The sequence below is a fragment of the Paenibacillus jilunlii genome (genome assembly GCF_900102965.1).
GTDB lineage: Bacteria > Bacillota > Bacilli > Paenibacillales > Paenibacillaceae > Paenibacillus_AQ > Paenibacillus_AQ jilunlii.
Genome location: NZ_FNGM01000003.1, coordinates 51657 through 74033, shown reverse-complemented (window position 1 = coordinate 74033; position 22377 = coordinate 51657). Strand labels below are relative to the sequence as shown.

The 22377-nt window shown below is 53.7% G+C and carries 17 protein-coding genes; 2 read left to right on the top strand and 15 right to left on the bottom strand.

Features of this window, described 5'->3' with window-relative positions; all coding sequences use genetic code 11:
- Positions 1 to 242: 242 nt before the first annotated feature.
- The 12 genes from BLQ82_RS07445 to BLQ82_RS31845 all read right to left on the bottom strand — a co-directional run bounded on the left by BLQ82_RS07445 (position 243) and on the right by BLQ82_RS31845 (position 16679).
- Positions 243 to 1496: a methionine gamma-lyase family protein gene (locus BLQ82_RS07445; protein WP_062528488.1), complete on the bottom strand. Its 1254-nt coding sequence runs from the start codon at positions 1494 to 1496 to the stop codon at positions 243 to 245.
- Positions 1497 to 1618: 122 nt separating this feature from the next.
- Complete coding sequence (hflX, locus tag BLQ82_RS07440) at positions 1619 to 2908, bottom strand: GTPase HflX (protein WP_062528489.1); 1290 nt, start codon at positions 2906 to 2908, stop codon at positions 1619 to 1621.
- 60 nt (positions 2909 to 2968) lie between these two features.
- On the bottom strand, positions 2969 to 3940 hold the full coding sequence (locus BLQ82_RS07435) for an AAA family ATPase (RefSeq protein ID WP_062528490.1): 972 nt from the start codon (positions 3938 to 3940) through the stop codon (positions 2969 to 2971).
- A 144-nt stretch (positions 3941 to 4084) separates the two neighbouring features.
- Positions 4085 to 4744: a YdcF family protein gene (locus BLQ82_RS07430; RefSeq protein ID WP_062528491.1), complete on the bottom strand. Its 660-nt coding sequence runs from the start codon at positions 4742 to 4744 to the stop codon at positions 4085 to 4087.
- Between the two features lies 1 nt (position 4745).
- Entirely contained in the window at positions 4746 to 5300 is a 555-nt protein-coding gene (locus BLQ82_RS07425; RefSeq protein WP_020431125.1) for a ribonuclease FAU-1 family protein, read from the bottom strand.
- A 200-nt stretch (positions 5301 to 5500) separates the two neighbouring features.
- Entirely contained in the window at positions 5501 to 8197 is a 2697-nt protein-coding gene (locus BLQ82_RS07420) for a transglycosylase domain-containing protein (RefSeq protein ID WP_062528492.1), read from the bottom strand.
- A gap of 138 nt (positions 8198 to 8335) precedes the next feature.
- Positions 8336 to 8575 (bottom strand): RNA chaperone Hfq, encoded by a 240-nt coding sequence (hfq, locus tag BLQ82_RS07415; protein ID WP_025703341.1) that lies wholly within the window; start codon positions 8573 to 8575, stop codon positions 8336 to 8338.
- A gap of 19 nt (positions 8576 to 8594) precedes the next feature.
- Positions 8595 to 9575, bottom strand: coding sequence for a tRNA (adenosine(37)-N6)-dimethylallyltransferase MiaA (gene miaA, locus BLQ82_RS07410; protein ID WP_062528493.1), 981 nt, complete (start codon positions 9573 to 9575; stop codon positions 8595 to 8597).
- Entirely contained in the window at positions 9565 to 10344 is a 780-nt protein-coding gene (locus BLQ82_RS07405; protein WP_062528494.1) for a class I SAM-dependent methyltransferase, read from the bottom strand. The genes miaA and BLQ82_RS07405 overlap by 11 nt, the downstream gene beginning before the upstream one ends.
- A gap of 184 nt (positions 10345 to 10528) precedes the next feature.
- Entirely contained in the window at positions 10529 to 12631 is a 2103-nt protein-coding gene (mutL, locus tag BLQ82_RS07400; protein WP_074648011.1) for a DNA mismatch repair endonuclease MutL, read from the bottom strand.
- Between the two features lie 467 nt (positions 12632 to 13098).
- Positions 13099 to 15939 carry a DNA mismatch repair protein MutS gene (gene mutS / locus BLQ82_RS07395; protein ID WP_062528495.1) on the bottom strand — a complete coding sequence of 947 codons (2841 nt, stop codon included), beginning with the start codon at positions 15937 to 15939 and terminating at the stop codon, positions 13099 to 13101.
- 587 nt (positions 15940 to 16526) lie between these two features.
- Positions 16527 to 16679 carry a hypothetical protein gene (locus tag BLQ82_RS31845; protein ID WP_157243870.1) on the bottom strand — a complete coding sequence of 51 codons (153 nt, stop codon included), beginning with the start codon at positions 16677 to 16679 and terminating at the stop codon, positions 16527 to 16529.
- Between the two features lie 303 nt (positions 16680 to 16982).
- Between BLQ82_RS31845 and BLQ82_RS07390 the strand changes: the two genes are divergently transcribed.
- Complete coding sequence (locus tag BLQ82_RS07390) at positions 16983 to 17780, top strand: GNAT family N-acetyltransferase (protein WP_062528496.1); 798 nt, start codon at positions 16983 to 16985, stop codon at positions 17778 to 17780.
- A 427-nt stretch (positions 17781 to 18207) separates the two neighbouring features.
- Positions 18208 to 18432, top strand: coding sequence for a hypothetical protein (locus BLQ82_RS32350; RefSeq protein ID WP_143013368.1), 225 nt, complete (start codon positions 18208 to 18210; stop codon positions 18430 to 18432).
- A 358-nt stretch (positions 18433 to 18790) separates the two neighbouring features.
- On the opposite strand, the gene BLQ82_RS07385 is transcribed toward BLQ82_RS32350, so the two are convergent.
- From BLQ82_RS07385 to BLQ82_RS07375, 3 genes are all read right to left on the bottom strand, one after another.
- Positions 18791 to 20224, bottom strand: a complete 1434-nt coding sequence (locus BLQ82_RS07385; RefSeq protein WP_074648009.1) for a putative amidoligase domain-containing protein — start codon at positions 20222 to 20224, stop codon at positions 18791 to 18793.
- 186 nt (positions 20225 to 20410) lie between these two features.
- Positions 20411 to 20968: an outer spore coat protein CotE gene (locus tag BLQ82_RS07380; RefSeq protein WP_020430772.1), complete on the bottom strand. Its 558-nt coding sequence runs from the start codon at positions 20966 to 20968 to the stop codon at positions 20411 to 20413.
- Positions 20969 to 21193: 225 nt separating this feature from the next.
- Entirely contained in the window at positions 21194 to 22216 is a 1023-nt protein-coding gene (locus BLQ82_RS07375; RefSeq protein ID WP_062528498.1) for an HD-GYP domain-containing protein, read from the bottom strand.
- Positions 22217 to 22377 lie beyond the last annotated feature (161 nt).

Genomic DNA, 22377 nt, shown 5'->3' with positions numbered 1-22377 from the left:
ATAACACGCCTCCGAAGTATATCACAGAGAACGATGCACAAGCAAAAGTTATAGCACTATGGATGACCTCAGTTCAAGCGATAGCTCAGGAGACAAAAAAAAGTACTCACCAGCCGGGCCAGTGAGCAAAATTACGGGACGGTATGTACTGATCACTCCGTAAAAAGGATGTATGCAGTGTTCAAAGGTTCAAGATTCTTCATATAAGACTTGGAACATTATATAGACCAGATTCTGCAATATTACAGCAATTTACGGTCCCTCATGCTCTGCAGTGCCATCAAAACTCCATATTTCACGTGTGAATAGGTTAATCCGCCTTGCATATAGCCGATATAGGGTGCACGGATCGGGGCATCCGCAGATAACTCCAAGCTGCCGCCCTGGATGAAGGTTCCTGCCGCCATGATGACAGGATGCTCGTAACCGGGCATGTCCCACGGCTCGGGAACGACATGGCTGTCCACGGCTGCGGCACGCTGGATTCCCTGGACAAAAGCGATCAGATGCTCTGGTCCGTCAAAAGACACGGCCTGGATCAGATCCGTCCGCGGCTCGTTCCAGGCCGGCTTGGTCGTAAAGCCGCAGCGCTGGAAGACGGCAGCGGCAAAGATGCTGCCTTTGACTGCCTGTCCGACCGTATGGGGGGCCATGAACAGCCCCTGGTAGAGGCCGCGCGTCGTTCCCAGCATGGCGCCTACTTCACCGCCGATGCCTGGCGCTGTAAGCCGGTAGGCCGCAAGTTCCACAAGCTCCTGCCGCCCGAGGATGTAGCCGCCGGTTTCGGCTATTCCGCCACCGGGATTTTTGATCAGCGAGCCTGCCACCAGATCCGCACCCACCTGTGGCGGCTCAAGCTTTTCTGTAAATTCACCATAGCAGTTATCCACAAAAACGATGACATCCGGTTTCAGGGATTTGACTCTCTCCACCATTTCACCAATTTCAGCAACCGTGAAGGAGGAACGCCAATCATAGCCGCGCGAGCGCTGAATGCCGATGACCTTGGTCTTGTCATTAACAGCCAGTGCTACTTCTTCCCAATCGATCTTCCCTTCAGCCGTTAAAGCCGTTTCGCGGTAGCCAATGCCGAAATCAGCCAGTGAGCCTGTCCCGTCACCCGGTTTGCCGATAACTTTGTGCAGCGTGTCATAGGGTCTACCAGTGATGTACAGCAGTTCATCTCCGGGGCGCAGCACACCAAAAAGCGCCGTTGATATCGTATGTGTGCCCGAAGCAAAATGAGGCCGCACCAGCGCCGCTTCCGCTCCAAAAACCTCAGCATAAACAAGATCCAGCACTTCCCGGCCCCGGTCATTGTAGGCATACCCGGTGGATCCGGCAAAATGAAAATCGCTTACCTGCTGACGCTGGAAGGCTTCAATGACCTTCCACTGATTATGATCCACAATCCGGTCAAGCGATTTCACCGCACTTTCAATTTCCTGCTCTGCGGCCTCCGCCGCCTGTATAATATCCTCCGCAAAAACTGCCATTCCTAATGTTCTCTCCTTATCTGTACCCATCCAGCGATGGAATCAATAACTGTCCAGCAAGAAGAAACGGCCGATACACAGCCGTTTCTGAAGTAAGCACTTGGTTCAACACAAGCCCGGATCTATTCCTGCTCTACAAATTCCGCAAGCTTGTAGCTCCATTTTCCGTAATCCTCTTTATTCAGACGCACATGATATAAAACGTCATTGTCTTCCACATTCTGCTCCAGCACCTCTCCCACCCGGTAAAGCAGTGAGGAAAGATCTCCACGGTCTCCGGGAATACGGAAAGTCAGCGTATCTCCGGCCAGCTCGTCGGCAATCATTTCAGTGATCCGGGTCAGATCGTCCGGGTTAAAGGCACTGATCTTCAAAAACCCAGGACCCGAAGGCAGCATCTGCAGCTGCTCAGGCCGGCAAATATCACTTTTGTTAAAAAGCACGATTTGCGGTTTCCCTGCGGCCCCGAGATCCTGCAGAATGGACTGTACAACCTCCATCTGTTCCTCCCTCATCGGAGAAGAGGCATCCACCACATGCAGCACCAGATTGGCCTCATTGACCTCTTCAAGCGTTGCACGGAAGGAGGCTACCAGATCATGCGGCAGATTCTGTATAAATCCTACGGTGTCAGTCAGGACTACTTCTTTGCCTGCAGGCAGCTGCAGCACACGCGAAGTAGGATCGAGGGTGGCGAACAGCTGGTTCTCAATATATACATCGGCATCTGTAAGCTGCTTAAGCAGCGTTGATTTGCCGGCATTGGTATATCCGACCAGCGCAACCTGGACAGCGCCGCTCTTGCGGCGGCGTTCCCGGTGCAGCTCACGCGTTTTGACCACTTCATCCAGCTGGCGTTTCAGTTCAGTGATCCGGTCACGGATATGCCGGCGGTCGGTTTCCAGCTTGCTCTCTCCCGGACCTCTGGTTCCGATTCCCCCGCCAAGCCGGGACAGATTCTTGCCATGGCCGGATAAGCGCGGCAGCAGATAGGACAGCTGTGCCAGCTCCACCTGAATAATGCCCTCCCGCGTTTTGGCCCGGCCTGCGAAAATATCCAGAATCAACTGGGTGCGGTCAATAATCTTCAGGTCCAGCGCCTCCTCCAGGTTTCGTACCTGGGCACCCGAGAGCTCCTGGTCAAAGATAGCCGTATTGGCCCCGAGTCCGTCAGCGGCCATCCGCAGCTCCTCTACCTTTCCTTTGCCAATGAACCACTTGGAATCCGGGGTTTCCTTGTTCTGGCGGAGAACATCCAACACTTCTACTCCGGCTGTCTCGGCCAGTTGAACCAATTCCTGCAGCGACAGCTCGGGATCAATGCCGGTGCGTTTGATTTTGTCAGTAACCAGACTGACCAGAATAGCCCGGTCCTGTATTTCTGTTTCGGTATCGTGGGTGGTGATTGCCATGAATTACATGCTCCTTGTCCTGTGCACTTAAGATGTGTATCGTCCGTGGTGAATAGCTGCCTACAGCTTAAAATCTTCTGTGCGGAGTGTCATCAGCTCCTGCTTGCCCGGGCTGTTGCTCTCATATTGATTCAGCAGCCGTACCGCTTGGGCACGCACTGCCTTTTCTATAGAGTTGCGGACATAACGCGCGTTGCTGAAGGCATGAAGGCTCTCTGTCTTTTCCATCAACAGATGCTGCTTTAGTTTGAGTATGGCCTGAGGCATCAGAATATAATCGCGTTCTTTGGCCATCAGCTCCGCAATCTGCAGCAGCTGGTCTATGGTGTAATCCGGAAATTCCACCTGAATGGGGAACCGGGAGGGCAAACCGGGGTTACTCATCAGAAAATAATCAATTTCACTGGAATACCCCGCCAGAATCAGCACGAATTGGCTGCGGTGATCCTCCATGGATTTGACAAGCGTGTCAATGGCCTCTTTGCCAAAATCCTTATCCCCGCCGCGGGCGAGACTGTAAGCTTCATCAATAAAAAGAATGCCTCCGAGCGCCTTTTTCACCAGGTCCCTTGTCTTCTGAGCCGTATGCCCGATATATTCGCCCACCAGATCAGCTCTTTCCACTTCGATCAGATGGCCTTTGGTCAACACACCCATCCGCTGAAACAGCTTCGCGACAATTCTGGCTACTGTAGTCTTGCCGGTTCCGGGATTTCCTTTGAAAACCATATGATAGGCCTGGCCGCCGCTGGCAAGTCCCGCATCGCTGCGCATCTTGGCGATCTGCAGCAGGGCATAGATCTCGAATACCAGCTCTTTGATATTATCCAACCCTACGAGTGCGTCCAGTTCCCGGTTGAGCTCTTGAAACCATTCATTATGTCCGTTGTTTTTTGGGGGGGCAGCCTGAGCAAGACTGTCTGCAGCCGCGTGGCTTACCGCTGGTGTATCCTGATTCCGCAGCACAATATTGATTTGCCGTGACGGTCTGCCTTCCTCCCGTCCGCTTGCCGCCGCTACGCGTCCGTTCACCTTGTTCACCTCATTATCCAGGGCTGACTTTACCTATACCTTATATCAAGTCTATTCCGCTGATTAAGGTCTTATTAGCAGTTTCAGAAACTTCCGGACAAATTGAGGTGCAGGAATCTGTAAAGCAGCGCCCGGCTTGACTTCTCACAGAAACAGCTGCTGCATCTTCCATTTGGTATAAGCCAAAATCTCACGGGTCTTGTACTTGAGCATCGACATCACCTGTGAATCAGTGAGCCCCAGCTCAGGACGGTTGTAATTCAGTGCCTGGGCAATTTCAAGTGCGCGCGTTCCGTGAAAAGTATGTGTAATAATGACTGCTGTATTTAAGCCTTTCGATTGCATTAGCTTTTGACTGAACTGGAGATTCTCATAAGTGCTGGTAGACTTGTTCTCAAGAATGATAGCGTTCTCTGGAACACCCTGCTCCACCAGATAGTTCTTCATCCCCTCTGCCTCGGTATACTTATAATCTGCCCGGTCCAGACCGCCAGATACAATAAACCGGGAGAATATGCCTTTCCGGTATAGTTCCAACCCATAGTCAAGCCTTTCCTTTAGTCCGGGACTGGGCTTGTCACCCCACATTGCCATGCCAAGAATAATGCCAACATCCGCTTCCTGCATAGGATTCGTCGTTGCAGCACTATTAATGCGGCCAAAGACCGACGCGCACCAGAGCAACCCGGCGGCAATGCAGATTACGAGTAAAATGAGCAGATTGCGTTTCAGCCGGAAACGCCGGCCTCTGCGCGATACTTTGCGAATCGGGGATGAACCTCTTTGATAGACATACCAATCCATTTTATTTCCTCCTGAATTCTCCGTGATGGAACAATTCGGCACGATGCTTCAAGGAAAGAGAGAAATAAGGAAAAGCATGAGCATCTATGCTGCGAAGAATACTGCTTGCTGTAGCCCAAGCCAAATTATAGTCACTGTCCGTAATATCCTCACGCTCCAGGGCTTCCTCTAGCTCATCCTCATCCAGCAAAAATACCTCTCCATTCCACAGCACCACAACATCCAGATACAGATCATCGAACCAGGGCACGCCTTGGTCGGTGACCCCTTGAACCTTGCAGGTATCAATGTACCACTGCACGATGTTTTGCCGCTCGTCGAACATTGCCGTCACAATATAGTGGCTGTCTTTGGGAAAATACTGCAGCCATGAGTACCCTTTGTCCGCGATGCGGTATGTATGCCTGCCGTAGCTCTTCCACAGCGGTTCCTTCAGCCCGTAAATTGTATACAGGGTGATGTATCCGCTGAATTCCCGGCTCTCCACATAGCGGCAGGCAAAATGGCGGCGCGTAATCCGGCGCCAGTTGGCCCGGTCTCCGAATTTACGTTTCATATGAATGACCCTCTCAAGAAATGGTGTATTCAGCTTAACACATTTGCCAGATACACTCAAAACATCACTTGTAAATTACGGCAGGTGATGCTCTTGAAAAAGGTAAAGTAAAAAGCCCCGCCAGCCGCAGTCTCCGCATCATCCAGGAGATTCACAGCTGCCGGGGCAGGTGGATTTCATTTGTTTAGATTGAGATTCAACTACTGTGTGACATTGCCTTCATCCACGAAACCCGCGGAAGGATCAGCGCCGGGATCTGTAGCCCCCTCGGTACCCGTGTTGCCGCTGCCTGCTCCGGTCGTGACAGCCGGATCGGTAGGGGGAATCGTTGCCGGAGGAGGTGTCGGTGAGGCTTCAGGAGAATCGGAAGGATCCCCGCCCCCACTGCCGTTATCACCGGGGTTGCCGTTGCCAGGGTTGCCATTTCCTTGGTTCCCGTTGCCCTGGCTGCCATTTCCTTGATTCCCGTTCTCTCCGCCGTTGCCATTTCCGTTGCCATTCCCATTCCCATTGTTTCCATCCGGATTTCCATTATTTTGGCCGTTTCCATTATTGCCGCCATTACCCGTTCCATCGGTTGGAAGATTCGGATCTATCGTTGCCTCCGGCTCCTGCGTCGGTTGTTCGTCCTGCACCTCAACCGTGACGGTTGCCGAAGGCTCGCTTTCCACATCCAACTCCGGATAATAAGCCGTGACATAGTATTCATAGGTCAAGCCGGGCATTGCACTGATATCCCCGACACTTGCCGAAACGGTATTCAGAAGCGGGCTGAACTCTGCTTCCGAGGTTTCACGGCGGTAGATCCGGTATTCCACTCCTTTGGCAGAGGCAGGCTCCCAGCTCAGGTTGACCGTCATGGTTGAAGCGTCGTAGGCTGCACTCAGACCACTGACTGGCTGCGCCGTTTCCGGTGTTGCCGTCGGTTCCGGTTTGCTGGCACCTTCTGGCTGCGGGAATGACTTCTCCGGAACGCCTTCCAGGGCTTCCTTCATGACCTTGCCCCAGAATGCCGCTGCGAGCGGACTGCTGTTCTTGAGCAAATGTTTTTTGTTTGGCTTGTCATACCCCATCCAGACCGCAGCTGTCCATTCCGGCGTGTAGCCGACAAACCAGACGTCCCGGTTTGAGCTGATGCCTTCGTAGCCGCTTTGTGTGGTGCCGGTTTTACCGGCTACGGGACGGTTAATTTTAGCTTTTTTACCTGTGCCGTCTTCTACGACCTTCTGCATCATCTCAGTCATCTGGTAAGCCGTATTCTCGCTCATGACCCGCTCCGGTTTAGTATTTGCTTTGTAGACGGTATCTCCCTCGCTATTGGTGATCGATTTGATCGAATAGGCCTCGCGCAGGTCACCGCCATTGGCAAAAGCACTGTAGGCTTGAGCCATTTCCAGTGTATTCGTCCCTTTACTCATCCCGCCAAGTGCCAGCGAGAGATTTTTATCCTCGTCCTTCAGCTTGATCCCGAGCTTCTTGGCGAACTGGAAGCCGGTATTGACCCCGATTTCGTTCAGCAGCCATACGGCCGGGATGTTCTCCGACTTCGTCAAGGCAGCCGTCATGCTGATCGTTTTTGAATAGCCGTGCAGGTTGTTCGGGCAGTAAGTGCCGAAGCATTGCTTTTCGTTGCTAAGTACGGAATTATTGGTGAATTTTCCGGATTCTAGCGCAGGTGCGTACGCAACCAGCGGTTTGAAGGATGAACCCGGCGAGCGTCTGCTGCCGTTCACGCGGCTGTAGCCTTTTTTCTCATAATTCCGTCCGCCCAGGAGGGCCACGATGCTGCCGTTCTCCTGGTTGATAATCGTCATCGAGCCCTGCACCAGCTCATCGTCGGCACTCTTCTCAAAGTTATCGCTGTCGGCAAAAGCTTTTTCCACCGTCTCCTGGGCATGTGCATCCATGGTCGTATAGATTTTGTAGCCGCCGATATTCAGATCGTCCTCGGTCAATCCGAATTTGTCTTCCGCTTCATCAACTGCATAATCAATAAAGGCCTGGTAACGCTGTTTGCTTTCCGGCGGCTTGTAGTTGTAGTTCACCACTTTGGCCTCGTCCATCTGCTCCTTGGTAATGTAGCCTTGCTCATACATCAGCTGAAGCACCACACCGCGCCGTTCCTTCGAAAGCTCAGGATTACGCAGCGGGTTGTAGCGGGATGGCCCCTTAGGCATTGCAGCAAGCGTGGCCATCTGCCAAATCTTGAGTTCGTTCAGATTACTTTGGCCAAAATACCGGATGGATGCCGCCTTGATCCCGTAAATGGTGCCGCCGAAGTTGATGCGGTTCAGATATTTGGTAATAATCTCTTCTTTGGTGAATTTGTTCTCCAGCGCCACGGCGATCGAAACCTCGGTCGCTTTGCGGAAGAAGGTTTTATCCCGGGTAAGGAAAATGTTCTTCGCCAGCTGCTGGGTAATTGTACTGCCGCCTTCGACCATGCTTCGCGCAGCAATATCCTTCACTGCCGCCCGGCCGATCGACCATAAATCAACGCCGCTGTGTTCAAAGAAACGCTTATCCTCTGTAGCTACAAAAGCGTTGACCAGCAGCTTAGGAATATCTTCGTAATCTACCGGTTCGCTTTTTTCCAGCGCCAGCTCGCCGATCAGCTTCGCATTCCGGTCGTAAATCTTCGTAGTCTCATTAACCGTGAGCTTATCGATGTTCTCATCCAGCAGCTTCTCCCCGTTCAGCATGATGAACAGGTAACCGCCCAGCGCGCAAAAAATCGCCAGCGCCGTGGCAAAAAACAGCGTCCACAGCACACGCTTCTTGGTTAAGAAACTCTTCTTTTTCTTGGATTTCCCTTTGGGATTTGAATTCGAATTCGCACTTGATGACTGTCCTCTGTTTCTATTGCGGTTCGTCCTGGATATATCGTCTCTGGACATGGTGCCTCCTGACTCCCTCTCGGAACGTTCATGATATTGAGTGCACGAATGAAAAGAACAACCCTCACAGGTTGCTCTCTCGCACTCTCTATTCAAACGATTTATAAGCAAAAAGGTTTCGCTTTAAGACTGTAAAACTTATTCTTCGCTTCCATTGTCCTGCATGAGCGATACGCTGCGCTGCGGGGTAAAGGTGGAAATCGCATGCTTGTACACCATCTGCTGGCGGCCGTCACTGTCGATGACAATGGTGAAGTTGTCGAAGGCTTTGATGATTCCCCGGATTTGAAAGCCGTTGGTCAAATATACTGTAGCAGGGATATTCTCTTTGCGCAGTTGATTCAAGAACGTATCTTGGATGTTAATGGACTTGTTCATATGACGTACCCCCAATGGTTCAATTAGATTGTTCAGAAGTATATTCAAGACCTGAGAGAAACTTTCCTGCTATTATAGCACGGATTTTTTCAAAATTCTCTGAAAAGTTTTGGCTCTCATCGACGTCGATCCACTGAATCTCCTTCATGTGGCGAAACCATGACAACTGTCTTTTGGCGAATCGGCGGGTATCGCGTTTGAGAAGCGTCACAGCCTCGTCCAGCGTCATTTCTCCCGCGAGGTAAGCGGCAATTTCCTTGTAGCCCAGTCCCTGCATGGACACAAGGCTTCTGCTGTAGCCGCGTTGCAGCAGTCCTTCCACCTCTGCGACGAGTCCGTCCGCCAGCATCTGGTCAATTCGGTCTTCAATACGTTTATATAGTATTTTCCGGTCCATTGTCAAACCAATCAGGCATAGTTCATAGGGAGATTCCTTTTTCTGGCCTGCATGGGATGCCGAAAGAGTTACCTTGGTCTGATGATGAATTTCCAGCGCGCGGATGATCCGGCGGCGGTCATTGGGGTGCAGTCTGGCTGCACTTTCCGGGTCTACTTCAGCCAGTCTGGCGTGCAGCGCCTCAGCTCCAAGGGCCTCTGCATAGGCATCCTGCTCGCTGCGGAAGGCTTCATCCGCCACAGCTTCCGAGAAGCGGAAACCGTAGCACAGGGACTCAATATAGAGCCCGGTGCCGCCGACTATAAAAGGCAGCTTGCCTCTGCGGCTGATCTCTTCGATCAGCTTCGTCCCCTGCTCCTGAAATTCAGCAGCGGAATAAGCATCCCGGGGATCATGGATATCGATCAGATGATGGGGAATTCCCAGCATTTCCTCCGGTTTGATTTTGGCTGTCCCAATGTCCATCCCCCGGTACACCTGCATCGAATCGCCAGATATAATCTCTGCGTCATAGGCCTCAGCCAGCTCAAGGCTTAACCTGGTTTTGCCGACAGCAGTCGGGCCGAGCAGCACCAGCACCCTGCGTCTTGTCTCAGTTGTCAATGGATATCACCCCGTACGATGTTTTGGCGCTGGCCCGCAGCAGCTCGGTAAAACCAAGCCGGGAGAATTCGCCGCTTAAGGCTTTTTCTTTCAAAAGCACGGTTTTGCGGGCGACCCGGACGGCCTCGGCCACACTCTCCGTGCTCAAGGCAGCTGCATTCGCGAACTGGCGCAGCGGCGATATCGCTGCCGAATCCGTTAAAGGCACACGGAACATGGGATCAAAATAGACGATATCTATACTGTTGTCCGGCTGCTCCCGCAAGTAAGCAAGATGGTCGCTGTGCACCACACGCACGCGGCGCAGTGCCTCATTCACTTTCTGCTGTCCTGAGATGTAGTGGCTCATTCCTTCAAGCAGCAGCGCACAGAGCGGCAGGGAGCTCTCCAGCGCAGTGACGATGGATGCCTCTCCGCCGTGCACTGCAAACAGCAGGGAATCGCTGCCAAGCCCTGCCGTGCAGTCCAGCACACTGTCGCCTGGAACCATCCGGGCGGCCTCCAGCATCGGGTCCGGCTCCCCGCGGAGAATCCGCTTGGCGCGGACAAAACCCATGCTGGGGTGAAATTCCATCGGCGGCATGCCCGGTGTAATCAGCCGCACTGCATCCTGCAGCACGACCAGGATCTCTCCGTCTCTGTATCGTTCCACCATCTTGGACATGGATAATTTGCCTCTTGGCGCATACATTGTACCGGTTCGTTCTGCAAGGCTTTTAGCCCGCATTTCGATTGCCGGGATCGGGTCAAAGCCCGTTGTAATAATCATGTTGCCTCCGTTCCTGCTCACTACAATATAAGCTGAACTTAAGAACTACAAAAAGGCAGAAGCGGCGCAGGTGAAGTTTGGAACTGGAGACGATAGCAGCCTGAAGTCCAAACATGCACCGCAGACACGGCCAATGCCGATAGGGTCAATCAAAAGTTCAGCTTATATATTTCACAATTTTCAATTACATTACCCGCTTGAACAGCTTCTCCAAATCATACGCGGAAAAGGATACTACAATCGGCCGTCCATGCGGGCAGGTATACGGCTGGCGGCAGGCTGCGAGCCGTGAGAGCAGCGACTCCACTTCATGCTCCGTCAGCTTCTGGTTAGCCTTGATCGAAGCCTTGCAGGAGCAGAGAATCGATGATTTCTCGCGCAGCTTCGCAAGATCAATCGACCGTTCGCTCAACACCCATTCCGCCATCTCCTCAATGACGGCCTTCTCGTCCCCTTCCGGGAACCAGTACGGCAGGGAACGGACCAGGAAGGTCTGCCCCCCAAAGTGCTCAAGATACACCCCGGCCTGCTGGAACCAATGCAGCCGCTCGCTGAGCTGTTTGCTCTCCGACGGCGTGAACTCCAGTGTAATCGGCAGCAGCAGCTCCTGCGAAGCGTCCTCGGGACGCCCGAATTTCTCATAATAGTACTCGTAATTCACCCGTTCATGCGCCGCATGCTGGTCAATCAGATACAGCCCGCTGTCATTCTGGGCAATAATATACGTTCCGTGATGCTGGCCGATATAGTTCAGCTCTGGAAACTGCGGCAGCCCGGCATCCCCGGTGCCGGGAGGAGCATACAGCTCCTCCGCTGAGGGCTGCTGCCCCCTTGCGGAATTCACCGGCGGGTATTGGCGGTAGCTCTCGCTGCCCGCCCCTTCCCGCCGCTGTGCAGCGGCCTGCGGAGCGCTGCCGCTGTATGCAGCCGCCCGCTCCCGCGACTGGGAATCCAGGCCGGGGCTGCTGCTGTACGGCGCAGCCCCGCCTGCGGCTGCGCCAGGCAGCGGGGCGTCATTGCCGCCGCTGCGGACCCCTTCCAGGGGCTGCAGCGGCAGGCTGCTGAGCGGCCCTGGGGAACGGAGCGGCCCGCTGCCGCCCGCTCCGCTCACAGGCACAGCACCACCGGGCGTTGGAGCAGGCCCGGTCCGCGGATAGCCGGGCTCTGCGGCGCTCCGGCCCAAGGCCTCTTCCTGGGGCGGAGGCGGAACCGCGCCCTTCGGAAAAGCAAACTGCTCCTGGATAAAGGAGCTGCTGCCCTTGGCGCCAATGATTTCTTTGCTTGGCCGGGGAATAAGGCTCTGCCCCAGCAGAACCTTGCGGATTTCCTGCTCAACGAAAGCGTACAGCTCTGCCTCCTTGCTGAAGCGGACCTCCAGCTTCGCCGGATGAACATTGACGTCGACAAGGGACGGGTGCATCTCCAGCTGCAGAACCAGCAGCGGGTAGCGGTTGATCGGCAGCAGCGTATGATAAGCCCGCATAATCGCCGCATTCAGCCCGTTGCTGCGGATGTAGCGCCCGCCGACAATCGTAGTGACCGCATTGCGGTTCGAACGGGTCCACTCCGGGCGGCTGACATAGCCGGAAATCCGGTAATCCGGGTCTTCCGCAGCAAGCGGCAGCATCGCCTTGGCGGCAGAGGTGCCGTACACGGCGGCAATGACCTGCAGCAGGTCCCCGTTGCCCAGCGTATGCAGCAGCTGATTGCCGTTATGATGCAGCGTAAAGGAGATGGACGGGTGCGCCAGCGCCACGCGGTACATAGTGTCGGAAATATGCCCCAGCTCCGTTTGTACGCTTTTCATATATTTCAGCCTTGCCGGAGTATTGTAAAATAATTCCCTTACCGCAAGATCACTGCCCTTGCCGGAGGGCTCGTCCTCATTGCGGATCAGCTTGCCGCCTTCGATGTCCAGAGCCCTGCCCTTGCCGTCCTCATTGCTTGAAGTAAGCAGGGACAGCTTCGACACGGAAGCGATACTGGGCAGGGCTTCCCCGCGAAATCCGAGGGAGGTGATTTGAAACAAATCCCTGCCGTTCAGGATTTTGCTCGTCGCATGACGGTAAAAAGCCGTCTCGCAATCCTCGGGATCAATACCCGAGCCGTTGTCCTTCACCCGGATGCTTTGCAGCCCGCCTTCCTCCACAGACACTTCAATGCGGGTGCTTCCGGCGTCGATGGCGTTCTCCACAAGCTCCTTAACGACCGAGGCGGGCCGCTCCACCACTTCCCCCGCTGCAATCTGGTTGGCAATATGCTCGTCAAGCACATGAATTTTGGCCATGTTTATTTCACCTCGCGATTAAGCTGTTATAGATCTTTTTATATCACCCAGCGATACCCGATAAATGCATTTTCAGCAATTAAAAGGAGGCACAAACTGATATTTTCAGTTAAAAATGTACTCGATGCAGTTAAAATTGGCGAAAAACCTTTTTTTACACAATTACTTTCTAATTAACTGCACAGATTGCAGCTAAACGGGTCCCAGCGCAAAAAAAGCACCTTTTAGTTGTATGAAATACAGTTAGGATCTCAGCGTAATGGAAAGTAATCCCTGGACTGTAAACCAAAGGGGAATCATTAAAACAATTAAGAGCAACCATTAAGGGGACCATTAATGGAAACCCAAAGGAAAAATCCTTAACTCCCGCATGAAAGTTGTCCTACCTGGACAAATTCCATACACCGGTGATGATAAAAAGCCTGCAATCATAAAAAGATGTAACCGGAAAGGCTCAGCAGGCGCTCCTAAAGCTCCTTCGCCTTCATCTTCAACTCGTTCAGCAAACCCATCGCCTGCAGCGGCGTCATGTTCATGAGGTCTGCGCTCTGAACAGCGGAGATCAGCTCTTTAACCAGCGGATTCTCCTTGACTGCCGGAGCGGCTGCCCCGCCCTTGCGGTTCCTGCGCGGCTCTTCCTCCCCAAAAATGGAGAGCTGGACAACCTCATTGTCCTCCTCCGCTGCGGATGAGGCAAGCGAAACGGCCGTTTCTAACCGGGCAGCCGCCAAGGGAGCATCGGACGAACCGCCGTCTGAATATACTGAACCGCTGCGTGAAGAAGCATAGGCTTGGCCTCCGGCGTCCGGGTCTTCTTCGGAATTCGGCGGCACAGCCAATGCCTGATTCTCCTGAATACCCTGCCCGGTATGTTCAGTATAACCTGAGCCATAATGGAGCGATACCGTTCCCGGAGGGGCAGCCTGCTCAATACTCTGAAGCAGTCCATACGCCCGGTCAATAATGCCTTCGGGAAGGCCTGCCAGACGGGCGCAATATATCCCGTAGCTGCTGTCTGCCGCTCCCGGCACAAGCTTGCGCAGGAAGTTGACTTTGTCGCCGCTTTCCTGTACGGCCATTGAGTAGTTGCGCAGCCCCCGGAGACTCTGCTCCAGATGGGCCAGCTCATGAAAATGCGTCGATACCAATGCCTTGCAGGCGATGGTGTCATGGACATATTCGATCACCGCCTGGGCAATCGCCATCCCTTCGCTTGTTGAAGTGCCCCGGCCCAGCTCGTCGATGATGATCAGGCTGCGCGCCGTTGCTTTTTCGGTCATGACCTGGATATCCGCCATCTCCACCATAAAGGTGCTCTGTCCGCCGATCAGATCATCCGCCGCTCCGATCCGCGTAAAGATGCGGTCGATCAGCGGAACCTCCGCACTGCCTGCCGGAACAAAGCAGCCAATCTGGGCCAATATGCAGATGAGGGCAACCTGGCGCATATAAGTGCTTTTGCCAGCCATGTTCGGGCCGGTGATCAGGAGAATATTGCCTTCTTCCTTGCTGAGCGTGCTGCCGTTGGCAATAAAAGCCGCATCCTTCAGCACCGCCTCCACTACCGGATGGCGCCCGCCCGTAAGCCGCAGATCATAGCCGTCCGTCAGCTTGGGCTTCACAAACCGGTGTTCCGCGCTGACCGCCGCCAGGCACTGGTACACATCGATCTCGGCTACCTTTTCGGCCAATGCCTGAAGACGGGGAATCTGCGCACTGATCCGGTCGCGCAGCTCGATAAAAAGGCTGTATTCCAGATCGGTCATCTTGTCCTGTGCTTCCAGGATCAAGGCTTCTTTCTCTTTCAGCTCAGGGGTAACGAAACGCTCGGCGTTCGCCAGCGTCTGCTTGCGCTCATATCTTCCTTCCGGCAGGGAAGAAAGATTGGAACGGGTGATTTCAATATAATAGCCGAAAATTTTGTTATAACCGATCTTCAGGGATTTGATCCCCGTGGCCTGCCGCTCCTTGGCCTCCAGCTCGGCAATCCAGCGTTTGCCGCTGCTGCTCGCCTCCCTCAGCTCATCCAGACGTTCATGGTAGCCTGCCCGGATAATTCCGCCATCCCGTACCGATACCGGAGCTTCTTCAACGATCGCCCGGTCGATATCCTCGCGCAGCTCGGCGCATACATCCATACTGGCGCCAATCTCCCGCAGCGTCGCCGAGCCGGAGGCCATACACATGTCCTTCAGCGCCGGAATCTGGGCGAGCGACAGCTTCAGTGCATTCATGTCACGACCGTTGGCGCTGCCAAAGGCGATCCGTCCAACCAGCCGCTCCAGATCGTAGATCTCTTTGAGCGCTCCGCGCAGGTCCTCCCGCACGATAAACTGGTTGTACAAATAGTCGACTGCCTCCAGCCTCCGTTCAATCGGAGCACGCTGCAGAAGCGGCTTGTCGATTCTGCGGCGCAGCAGACGGCCGCCCATCGATGTTTCGGTACGGTCCAGCAGCCAGAGGAGAGAGCCTTTTTTGGAACGCTCGCGCACGGTTTCGGTCAGCTCCAGATTGCGCCGGGTGAACGGGTCCAGAATCATATAGTTCCCCGGTTCATACGGCGAAATCTGGCTCAGCTGACCCAGGGAGCGCCGCTGGGTTTCGCTCAGATAGGAGATCAGCAGCGCCAGGCACTGGCCGCGCTCTTTTTCCAGACGCACCCAGGCGGCTTCACCGAACTGGCGGCGGGCCAGTTCTTCTTCGCGCTTCTCCCACGGAGTATAGACAACCGGCTTTGCGAGCAGCGATGCTTCACTCCGCAGCATGTCCAGCAGCGCCGCATCCCCGATAATCTCAGCCGGCTCATAAATGCCGATTTCATCCCTCAGCCATTCGGCACCCGATAGCACAGAAGTGACATACAGCTCACCTGTGGTCAAATCACAGGCAGCGAGCGCCATCATCCCGTCCTCTTCAGTCACACAGACGAGATAATTGTTGTTTTTATCGGCAATGATCTTCCCGTCCATCACCGTTCCCGGTGTCACTACGCGGACAATGTCGCGCCGGACCATCCCCTTCGTTACTGCCGGATCATCCAGCTGCTCGCAGATGGCGACCTTGTAGCCTTTTTCAATCAGGCGCTGTATGTACCCCTCGGCGGCATGGTAAGGCACACCACACATGGGAATGCGCTCTTCGCCTCCACCCTCGCGGCCGGTTAATGTAATCTCAAGCTCCTTGGACGCAAGAATCGCATCCTCAAAAAACATTTCATAAAAATCGCCCAGACGGAAGAAAAGGAAAGCATCCTTGGCTCCTTCCTTTACTTTCAGATATTGCTGAATCATCGGCGTATAATTTGCCATCGTTAACCTCCATGCCTACTTCATACTGTTCTCTATTATAGCAGAAAGTGGACCGGCAAAGTTACCCCGGGAGTGCTCTTCACAAGGCTGCCTTGCTGATACCGGAAATGCCCTAATGAAAGACAGGCTGGAAAACCATGTCAAATCAATGCAAGCCTAGGGCAGCAAGGGTTAAAAAGATGTGCTTTTGATTCAGGATGCAGTAAAATCACTATGTATGCTAAGTAAGCTAACTTCCAGAATTGACAAGCAGATGTAGACTCCCCATCCTTCTATATACATTGAACTTGAAAATATACTAACAGGGAAAAGTGGCGGAAGAGAAATTTGGAGCTGTAGGAGCGAATGCGTCCGTCTGAAAGACATCGGCAGGAAAGCCCGCATCAAAAGCATCAGCAGTCTGCGGATTTTCACCGCGAACGGCGGTATAAACAAGAAAGCTGCAGATAGGCAGCGGCTGAAGGTCCAAACTTTCTCTGTAGTCACGACTAAACCCTAAATAGAAATCACAAATCTAACCTATCCATTTAAGTTGAACATGAGAAATTCATAAAAAGGGGAGATGTGCGGAGAGGAAGTTTGGATACTTACGGAGCGTTAGCGTCCATCTGAAAGACATCGGCAGGAAAGCTCGCATCGAAAGCATCGGCAGTCTGCGGATTTTCACCGCCAACGGCGGTATAAAACAAGAAATCTGCAGATAAGCTGCGGCAGAAGGTCCAAACTTTCCTTGTAGTCACGACCCACCCTGAAAAAGAAAAATCACAAGTTCAATCAATATAGTGTATAAAATCATGGCAGTAGGATGCAGTAGGGATTTTCGTAACAGGCTTAATCGGCATATTGGCCGTCCAGGCTCGGATAAGCTGCAGCCATAATGAAGAACTGCGAGCCGCCAGACTTCATATTCTGGCTTCTGCTGGGACGTGCTGTGCTGAATTGCTGTAAGCATATCGCGCAGTACAGCGGACTGGTCAGAGCCGGTGCAATTTTAAAGTTTAGCTGAACTAGGATGGATTCAGCAAAAACAAGGGGGAGATAAAATGATCCGGAAGCTTGGGGATGCGGACCTTGGGCCGCTCATGACGCTGGTTAGCAAGGACCCCGCATTGAATTTGTTTATCATCGGAGATGTGGAGAATTTTGGGTTTGAACAGGAATTTATGGAACTGTGGGGCGACTTCCGTGAGGAGGATGGCCAGTTAATTGCTGTATTGCTGCGCTTTTATGGAAACTTTCTTCCTTACGCCGACGGACCTTTTGATGCGGCGGGATTCGCGGAGCTGATGCAGGCGGGCCCGAAATTTGAGATGGTATCCGGTTCAGCAGAAACAGTTCAGGCCGTGGCGGAACATTTGAACATCCGCAAGGAAAAGCAAATGCGGTTCGCCGAGCTGCGGAAGCTGAACAGCACACTGAACACAACCGCAGCATCCGCACATGCCATCCGCCAAGCAACCACAGACGATGTGGATGCCATCTGTTTGCTCACCGACCAGATTGAGGAGTTCGACAACAACCCGGAGGATTCGCGCAGCAGCCTGCGGAAAACACTGGAGACCGGCACGGGCCGGACCTACTTTATGGAACAGGATGGAAAAGTGATCGCTACAGCCTCTACTGCAGCAGAAAGCTCGATGTCGGCTATGGTCGTAGCCGTTGCCACTCACCCTGCATTCAGAGGGCAGGGATTAGCCAGCCGGCTGGTTGCCCGTCTAAGTGCCGATATGCTGCATGAAGGCAGAACTCCCTGCCTCTTCTACAACGATCCGCAGGCCGCCCTGATCTACCGCAAGCTTGGATATCAGGATATCGGGTTCTGGACGATGCTCTATGTATGATTTCCGGTAAAATCTGGTTGTAAAAAATGGGGCTGTTTTCAAATGGCATCCTATGACGAGTATCCTCAACCCTTACCATAGTTTGGAAGAGGCGCGTCAAAGGTAAAAATACCTTTGATTTGGCTGCGCCGGGGCGTTGGGGCACATTCAAAGGTAAAAATACCTTTGGTTTGACTGACCCGGGGCGTTGGGGCACTAATCAAAGGTAAAAATACCTTTGAATTGGCTGCGCCGGGGTGTTGGAGCACATTCAAAGGTAAAAATACCTTTGATTTGGCTGCGCCGGGGCGTTGGGGCGTAATCAAAGGTAAAAATACCTTTGATTTGGCTGCGCCGGGGCGTTGGGGCACTAATCAAAGGTAAAAATACCTTTGAATTGGCTGCGCCGGGGTGTTAGAGCACATTCAAAGGTAAAAATACCTTTGATTTGGCTGCGCCGGGGCGTTGGGGCGTAATCAAAGGTAAAAATACCTTTGATTTGGCTGCGCCGGGGAGTTGGGGCGCATTCAAAGGTAAAAGTACCTTTGATTTGACTGACCCGGGGCGTTGGGGCGCATTCAAAGGTAAAAATACCTTTGGTTTCGGCAATGGGGATGGCCAAGTGGAAAAAGGGAGCTTAATATCCTCAGAAATAAACAATCGTGAGGTTTAAGTGGAAAAAGGGCACTTAATTCGGTAATATTCCCTTATATGGAGCGAAGTGGGCTGAATTAGTGTACCTTTTTCCACTTAGCTGCCCGGGTTGCTTGATACTCAGACAAATTAGTGATACTTTTTCCACCTAACCAGCAAACGAAGTGTCGGGAAGTAACTATTCTCTTTACACAACCTTCTTGACACTACCATTGGGGCACCATTCAAAGGTAAAATACCTTTGATTTGACTGCGCCGGGGTGTTGGGGCACCAATCAAAGGTAAAATACCTTTGATTCAACTGGTCCCGGGGTATGGGGGCGCAATCAAAGGTAAAAATACCTTTGATCCCTCCGCACCCAGGGCGCCGGGGCGCCTTATTTCGCCATATCCCGCTCACTGGTGCGCAATTTGCCGCACCACAGCCCGCGGATGTCGCGGGACTCATCCCAGGTCTGTTCAGCGGCAATACAGCTGAACAACGGCTCGATATAACGCGCTGCCTGCGCATAGCCAGGCAGCGCGCGGAGCTGCGCCGCAAGCGGAGGGAACGCGGCGCGCAGCGGGGGTTTGTCGCCGCTGTAGTAGGCGGCATGCAGGTCTTCCCGGTCGAGCGGGCGCAGGGTTAGGTCTTCATAGCGGCTCACAATCAGGTGAGCCAGGAAGACTACCCCTTTAGCGATGACCGGGGACACCAGGAAGCTCGGCAGGGTCCGGTATTCAAAGCCGCCATGCGGCTGAAGCCGGAAATCGCCGAGCACCCCGTACCTCGGACGCCGTGCTGCCGCACAGGCGTCCTCCAGCAGCAGCAGCGGCAGCGCGAGATAGTTGTCGAGCGCGCGCAGAAGCGGCGCGCACAGCGTCACGCCGCTGAAATGCAGATGGCCGCCGAGGGCCCAGCCCGGCAGCGGCATGCCTCCCGCCCGCCAGCGCAGCGAGCGGTCCGGGATGAGCCGGTCCGCCGTGCGCGCGGCGGACATCAGCTGCGCCAGCAGCGCGCGCGGTTCCCCGCGCGGCGCAGGGCGCAGCTCGGCGACCGGGAACGCGCCGCGCGTTCCCGGAGGCCCGGCGTCGCAGCCCGCGACGCCGTCCATGGGCAGGTACCGCGACGCCGGCACGGCGCGGCCTGTGGATTCCCGGAGCAGGAGGAACTCCGGGTCCATGCCCATCAGCAGCCCGGGACGGCCGGGCGGCTCCAGAGCCAGGGAGCGGGCCAGCGCCAGCGAGGCCGCGCGGTATGGCTCCGGCAGTACCCCGCCGGAGCCTGCCCGAAGCGGCGTGACCTTGTCGACCCTGTAGCGGCGGCCGCCCAGGGTCTTCAGCAGCACCTCGCCGCTGTCCAGACCAAGGGTGTACAGCGCCCGTACCGCTGTATCGCGTATTTTCCCCGCCGCTCCGCGCTGGCGGCCGGAAGATGCCGGGGTAGCGGACCGGCTATGCTCCCCTGCGGCTCCCCCTTCGCCAAAGAGTCTTGGCATCCACTCTGGATCGTGCAAGGCGATATCCGCCAAGGCAGTTCCCTCATCCGCTGCATTTCCCCGCGCCACACCCGCCCGGATGACAGGAGGCAAAGCGGCCGGCTTCATCGCCGCCCCCGTTCCGAGCGGCCGGATTTCCAGCACCTCCAGGTTAAATACACGGACCCGGTAATACTGCTTGTACGAACGGGCCGCCACAGACAATCCGGTTATCCCCTTCCCCGGTCCCGAACCTTCTGCCGGCGCCAGCAAAGTTTCCAATCCGTTGCGCCGAAGCCTGTCTTCCCGCTGGGCATCAGACCATAGCAGGTATGTAGGAAGCCCCTCATTCATAACTCCTTCTCCTCCTGGATTCTGCCGCGGGCAGGGCAGCACCGTCCTTTTCATTGTCCCGCTGCCCCTCTGGCGAAAAATAAAAAAAAATAAAAAAGGAGGGCATTCGCCCTCTTCGCCGCCGCCCCCACTACATATAATGGATTAAAACCCACCCGATATCAGTTGGCGGCGGCGATTCTCTTCCTACAGCTCATCATCCAGGGCGTCAGGGTCGAGATCATCATAATCGAAGCTTTCGCCATCAAAGTCATAATCCTTGTCTTCCGGATCGTCGCTTTGATCAGTGACATACACGCGGACCTTGGTCTCAGCCACCAATTCCGCCTCGAATTCCCGTTCTACCCGAAGCGTCACACTGCCGCCGCCCGGAGAGACGCCTGCTTCCACACAGTTAGGTTCCTGCGTTGCCTCCGCAGAGACCTCTACCGTGGCTGCACGGTGTCTCGGGTCCAGGTACGACAGCGGAATGAGCTCCACATAGGAGACCGTTTCCTTGGCTACCTCAGTCTGCTTGTTTTTGTCGTACGAGTACCAGATGTTTACATCGTAAGTACCGATTACTTCGATTCCGTTCCCCGCGGCAACCGCTTCGTACTGGTGGTTAATAATCCAAGCCCCCAGAATACTCGTCGGATGGTGTGGCGGAGTCACGGTATGGGTTGCTGTAGAGAACTTACGACCTTTGCCGCAAATTGCCTTCGTAATGATCTCCCTTGTTTGACGTTTATGGCTTAATGACATCTTTGAACCTCCTCCATACAATCATTCACTATCAAGTGTATGCACGTTCTGGGCATTTGTTGATTGTTAGAGTAGAAATAAATTTGGGTAAGCCCTCAGAGGAGCTTTTTAACAAGAGTCATAGTTCATTTTATTGTGAAATTTCCCCGGATATGAATAGATCAGTTCATCCTGTCGCAAAAAAAAACCCTGTAGATCCTCTACAGGGGCTGCTGCTGTTCCGGGCTATTGCGGGATTACACGCACAATCCCAAGATGTCTGTTCTTGCTGAGATCGATGAAGTCCTCCCCGATGTTCACCAAAGGACGAAGCGGATCATGCGCCAGAATCATGATGATTTTGCCCATCCGTCCGTCTGTTAACAGCACCTCGTTGCCTATCATTGACTGCATAAGCTTTCTAATAAAAACACCGCAAATATAAGGATCAAGCTTCCCGAAGGAGTAGTCCTCCATCTGCGTCAGAACTTCATAGAGCGGTGCCGCCTCGCTGTAGAACCGGTCTGAAGTCATCGCATGAAAAATATCCGTAACCGCTACTATTTTGCTGAAGTCCGTAATCCGGTGTCCCATTACTCCGAACGGATAACCGCTCCCGTCCATTCTTTCATGATGCTGCAGCGCAACTAGCGCCTGCATATGCGTCGTGCCCGGTGTATCTCTGACCAGCTCGTAGCCATGTGTCGTGTGTTTTTTCATGATATCAAATTCCTCATCCGTTAGCGGCCCAGGCTTGGTTAAAATTTCGGCCGGAATCATAATTTTCCCGATATCATGAAGGGTCGCAGCAATGGTCAGCATGCCCAGCTCCTCCGGGTCCAGCTTAAGCCACTTGCCCAGAAGTGTTGATAATATGCCTACAGCAACGTTATGCCTGTATGTATAATCATCTTTGGTCTGCAGTGCAGCCAGGATTCCGAAGAAGTCATTCTTCTCGCTTACTTGTTGGATAAAAGGAATAACTTCATTTTTGAGCTCAAGCATCGGCAGCCGCTTGCTCTTGGTATAACGCAGCTGATCAAAAATATTCTCCATAGCTGCCGTACAATCATCCACGGCCAGTTGATAGAATGCTTCGCTGTCCAATTGAATGACATCATGGGGCTGAAGGATAATCCGGTGCTGGGTGATTAACCGGACATGCTCCGAGCTGAGAAGCGTCATTGCGGGCAGTACAAATACGCCGTTGTGATTAAAGAGGTTGTCTACCAGCTGTTTGCCGATATATTGTTCGTTGCTGTTGTTCACCTTCGTCACCTGCCAGTGCAGAATTCACACCCCGTGAATTAGCTGCTGTAATTGGAATATGTGCCGATCCATTCATTATGATAATATAGTATATCCTGGTTTTCTTAAGCCTATATGAATGCAGCACAAAACAAACACTCACATTTTGTTCATATAACTCT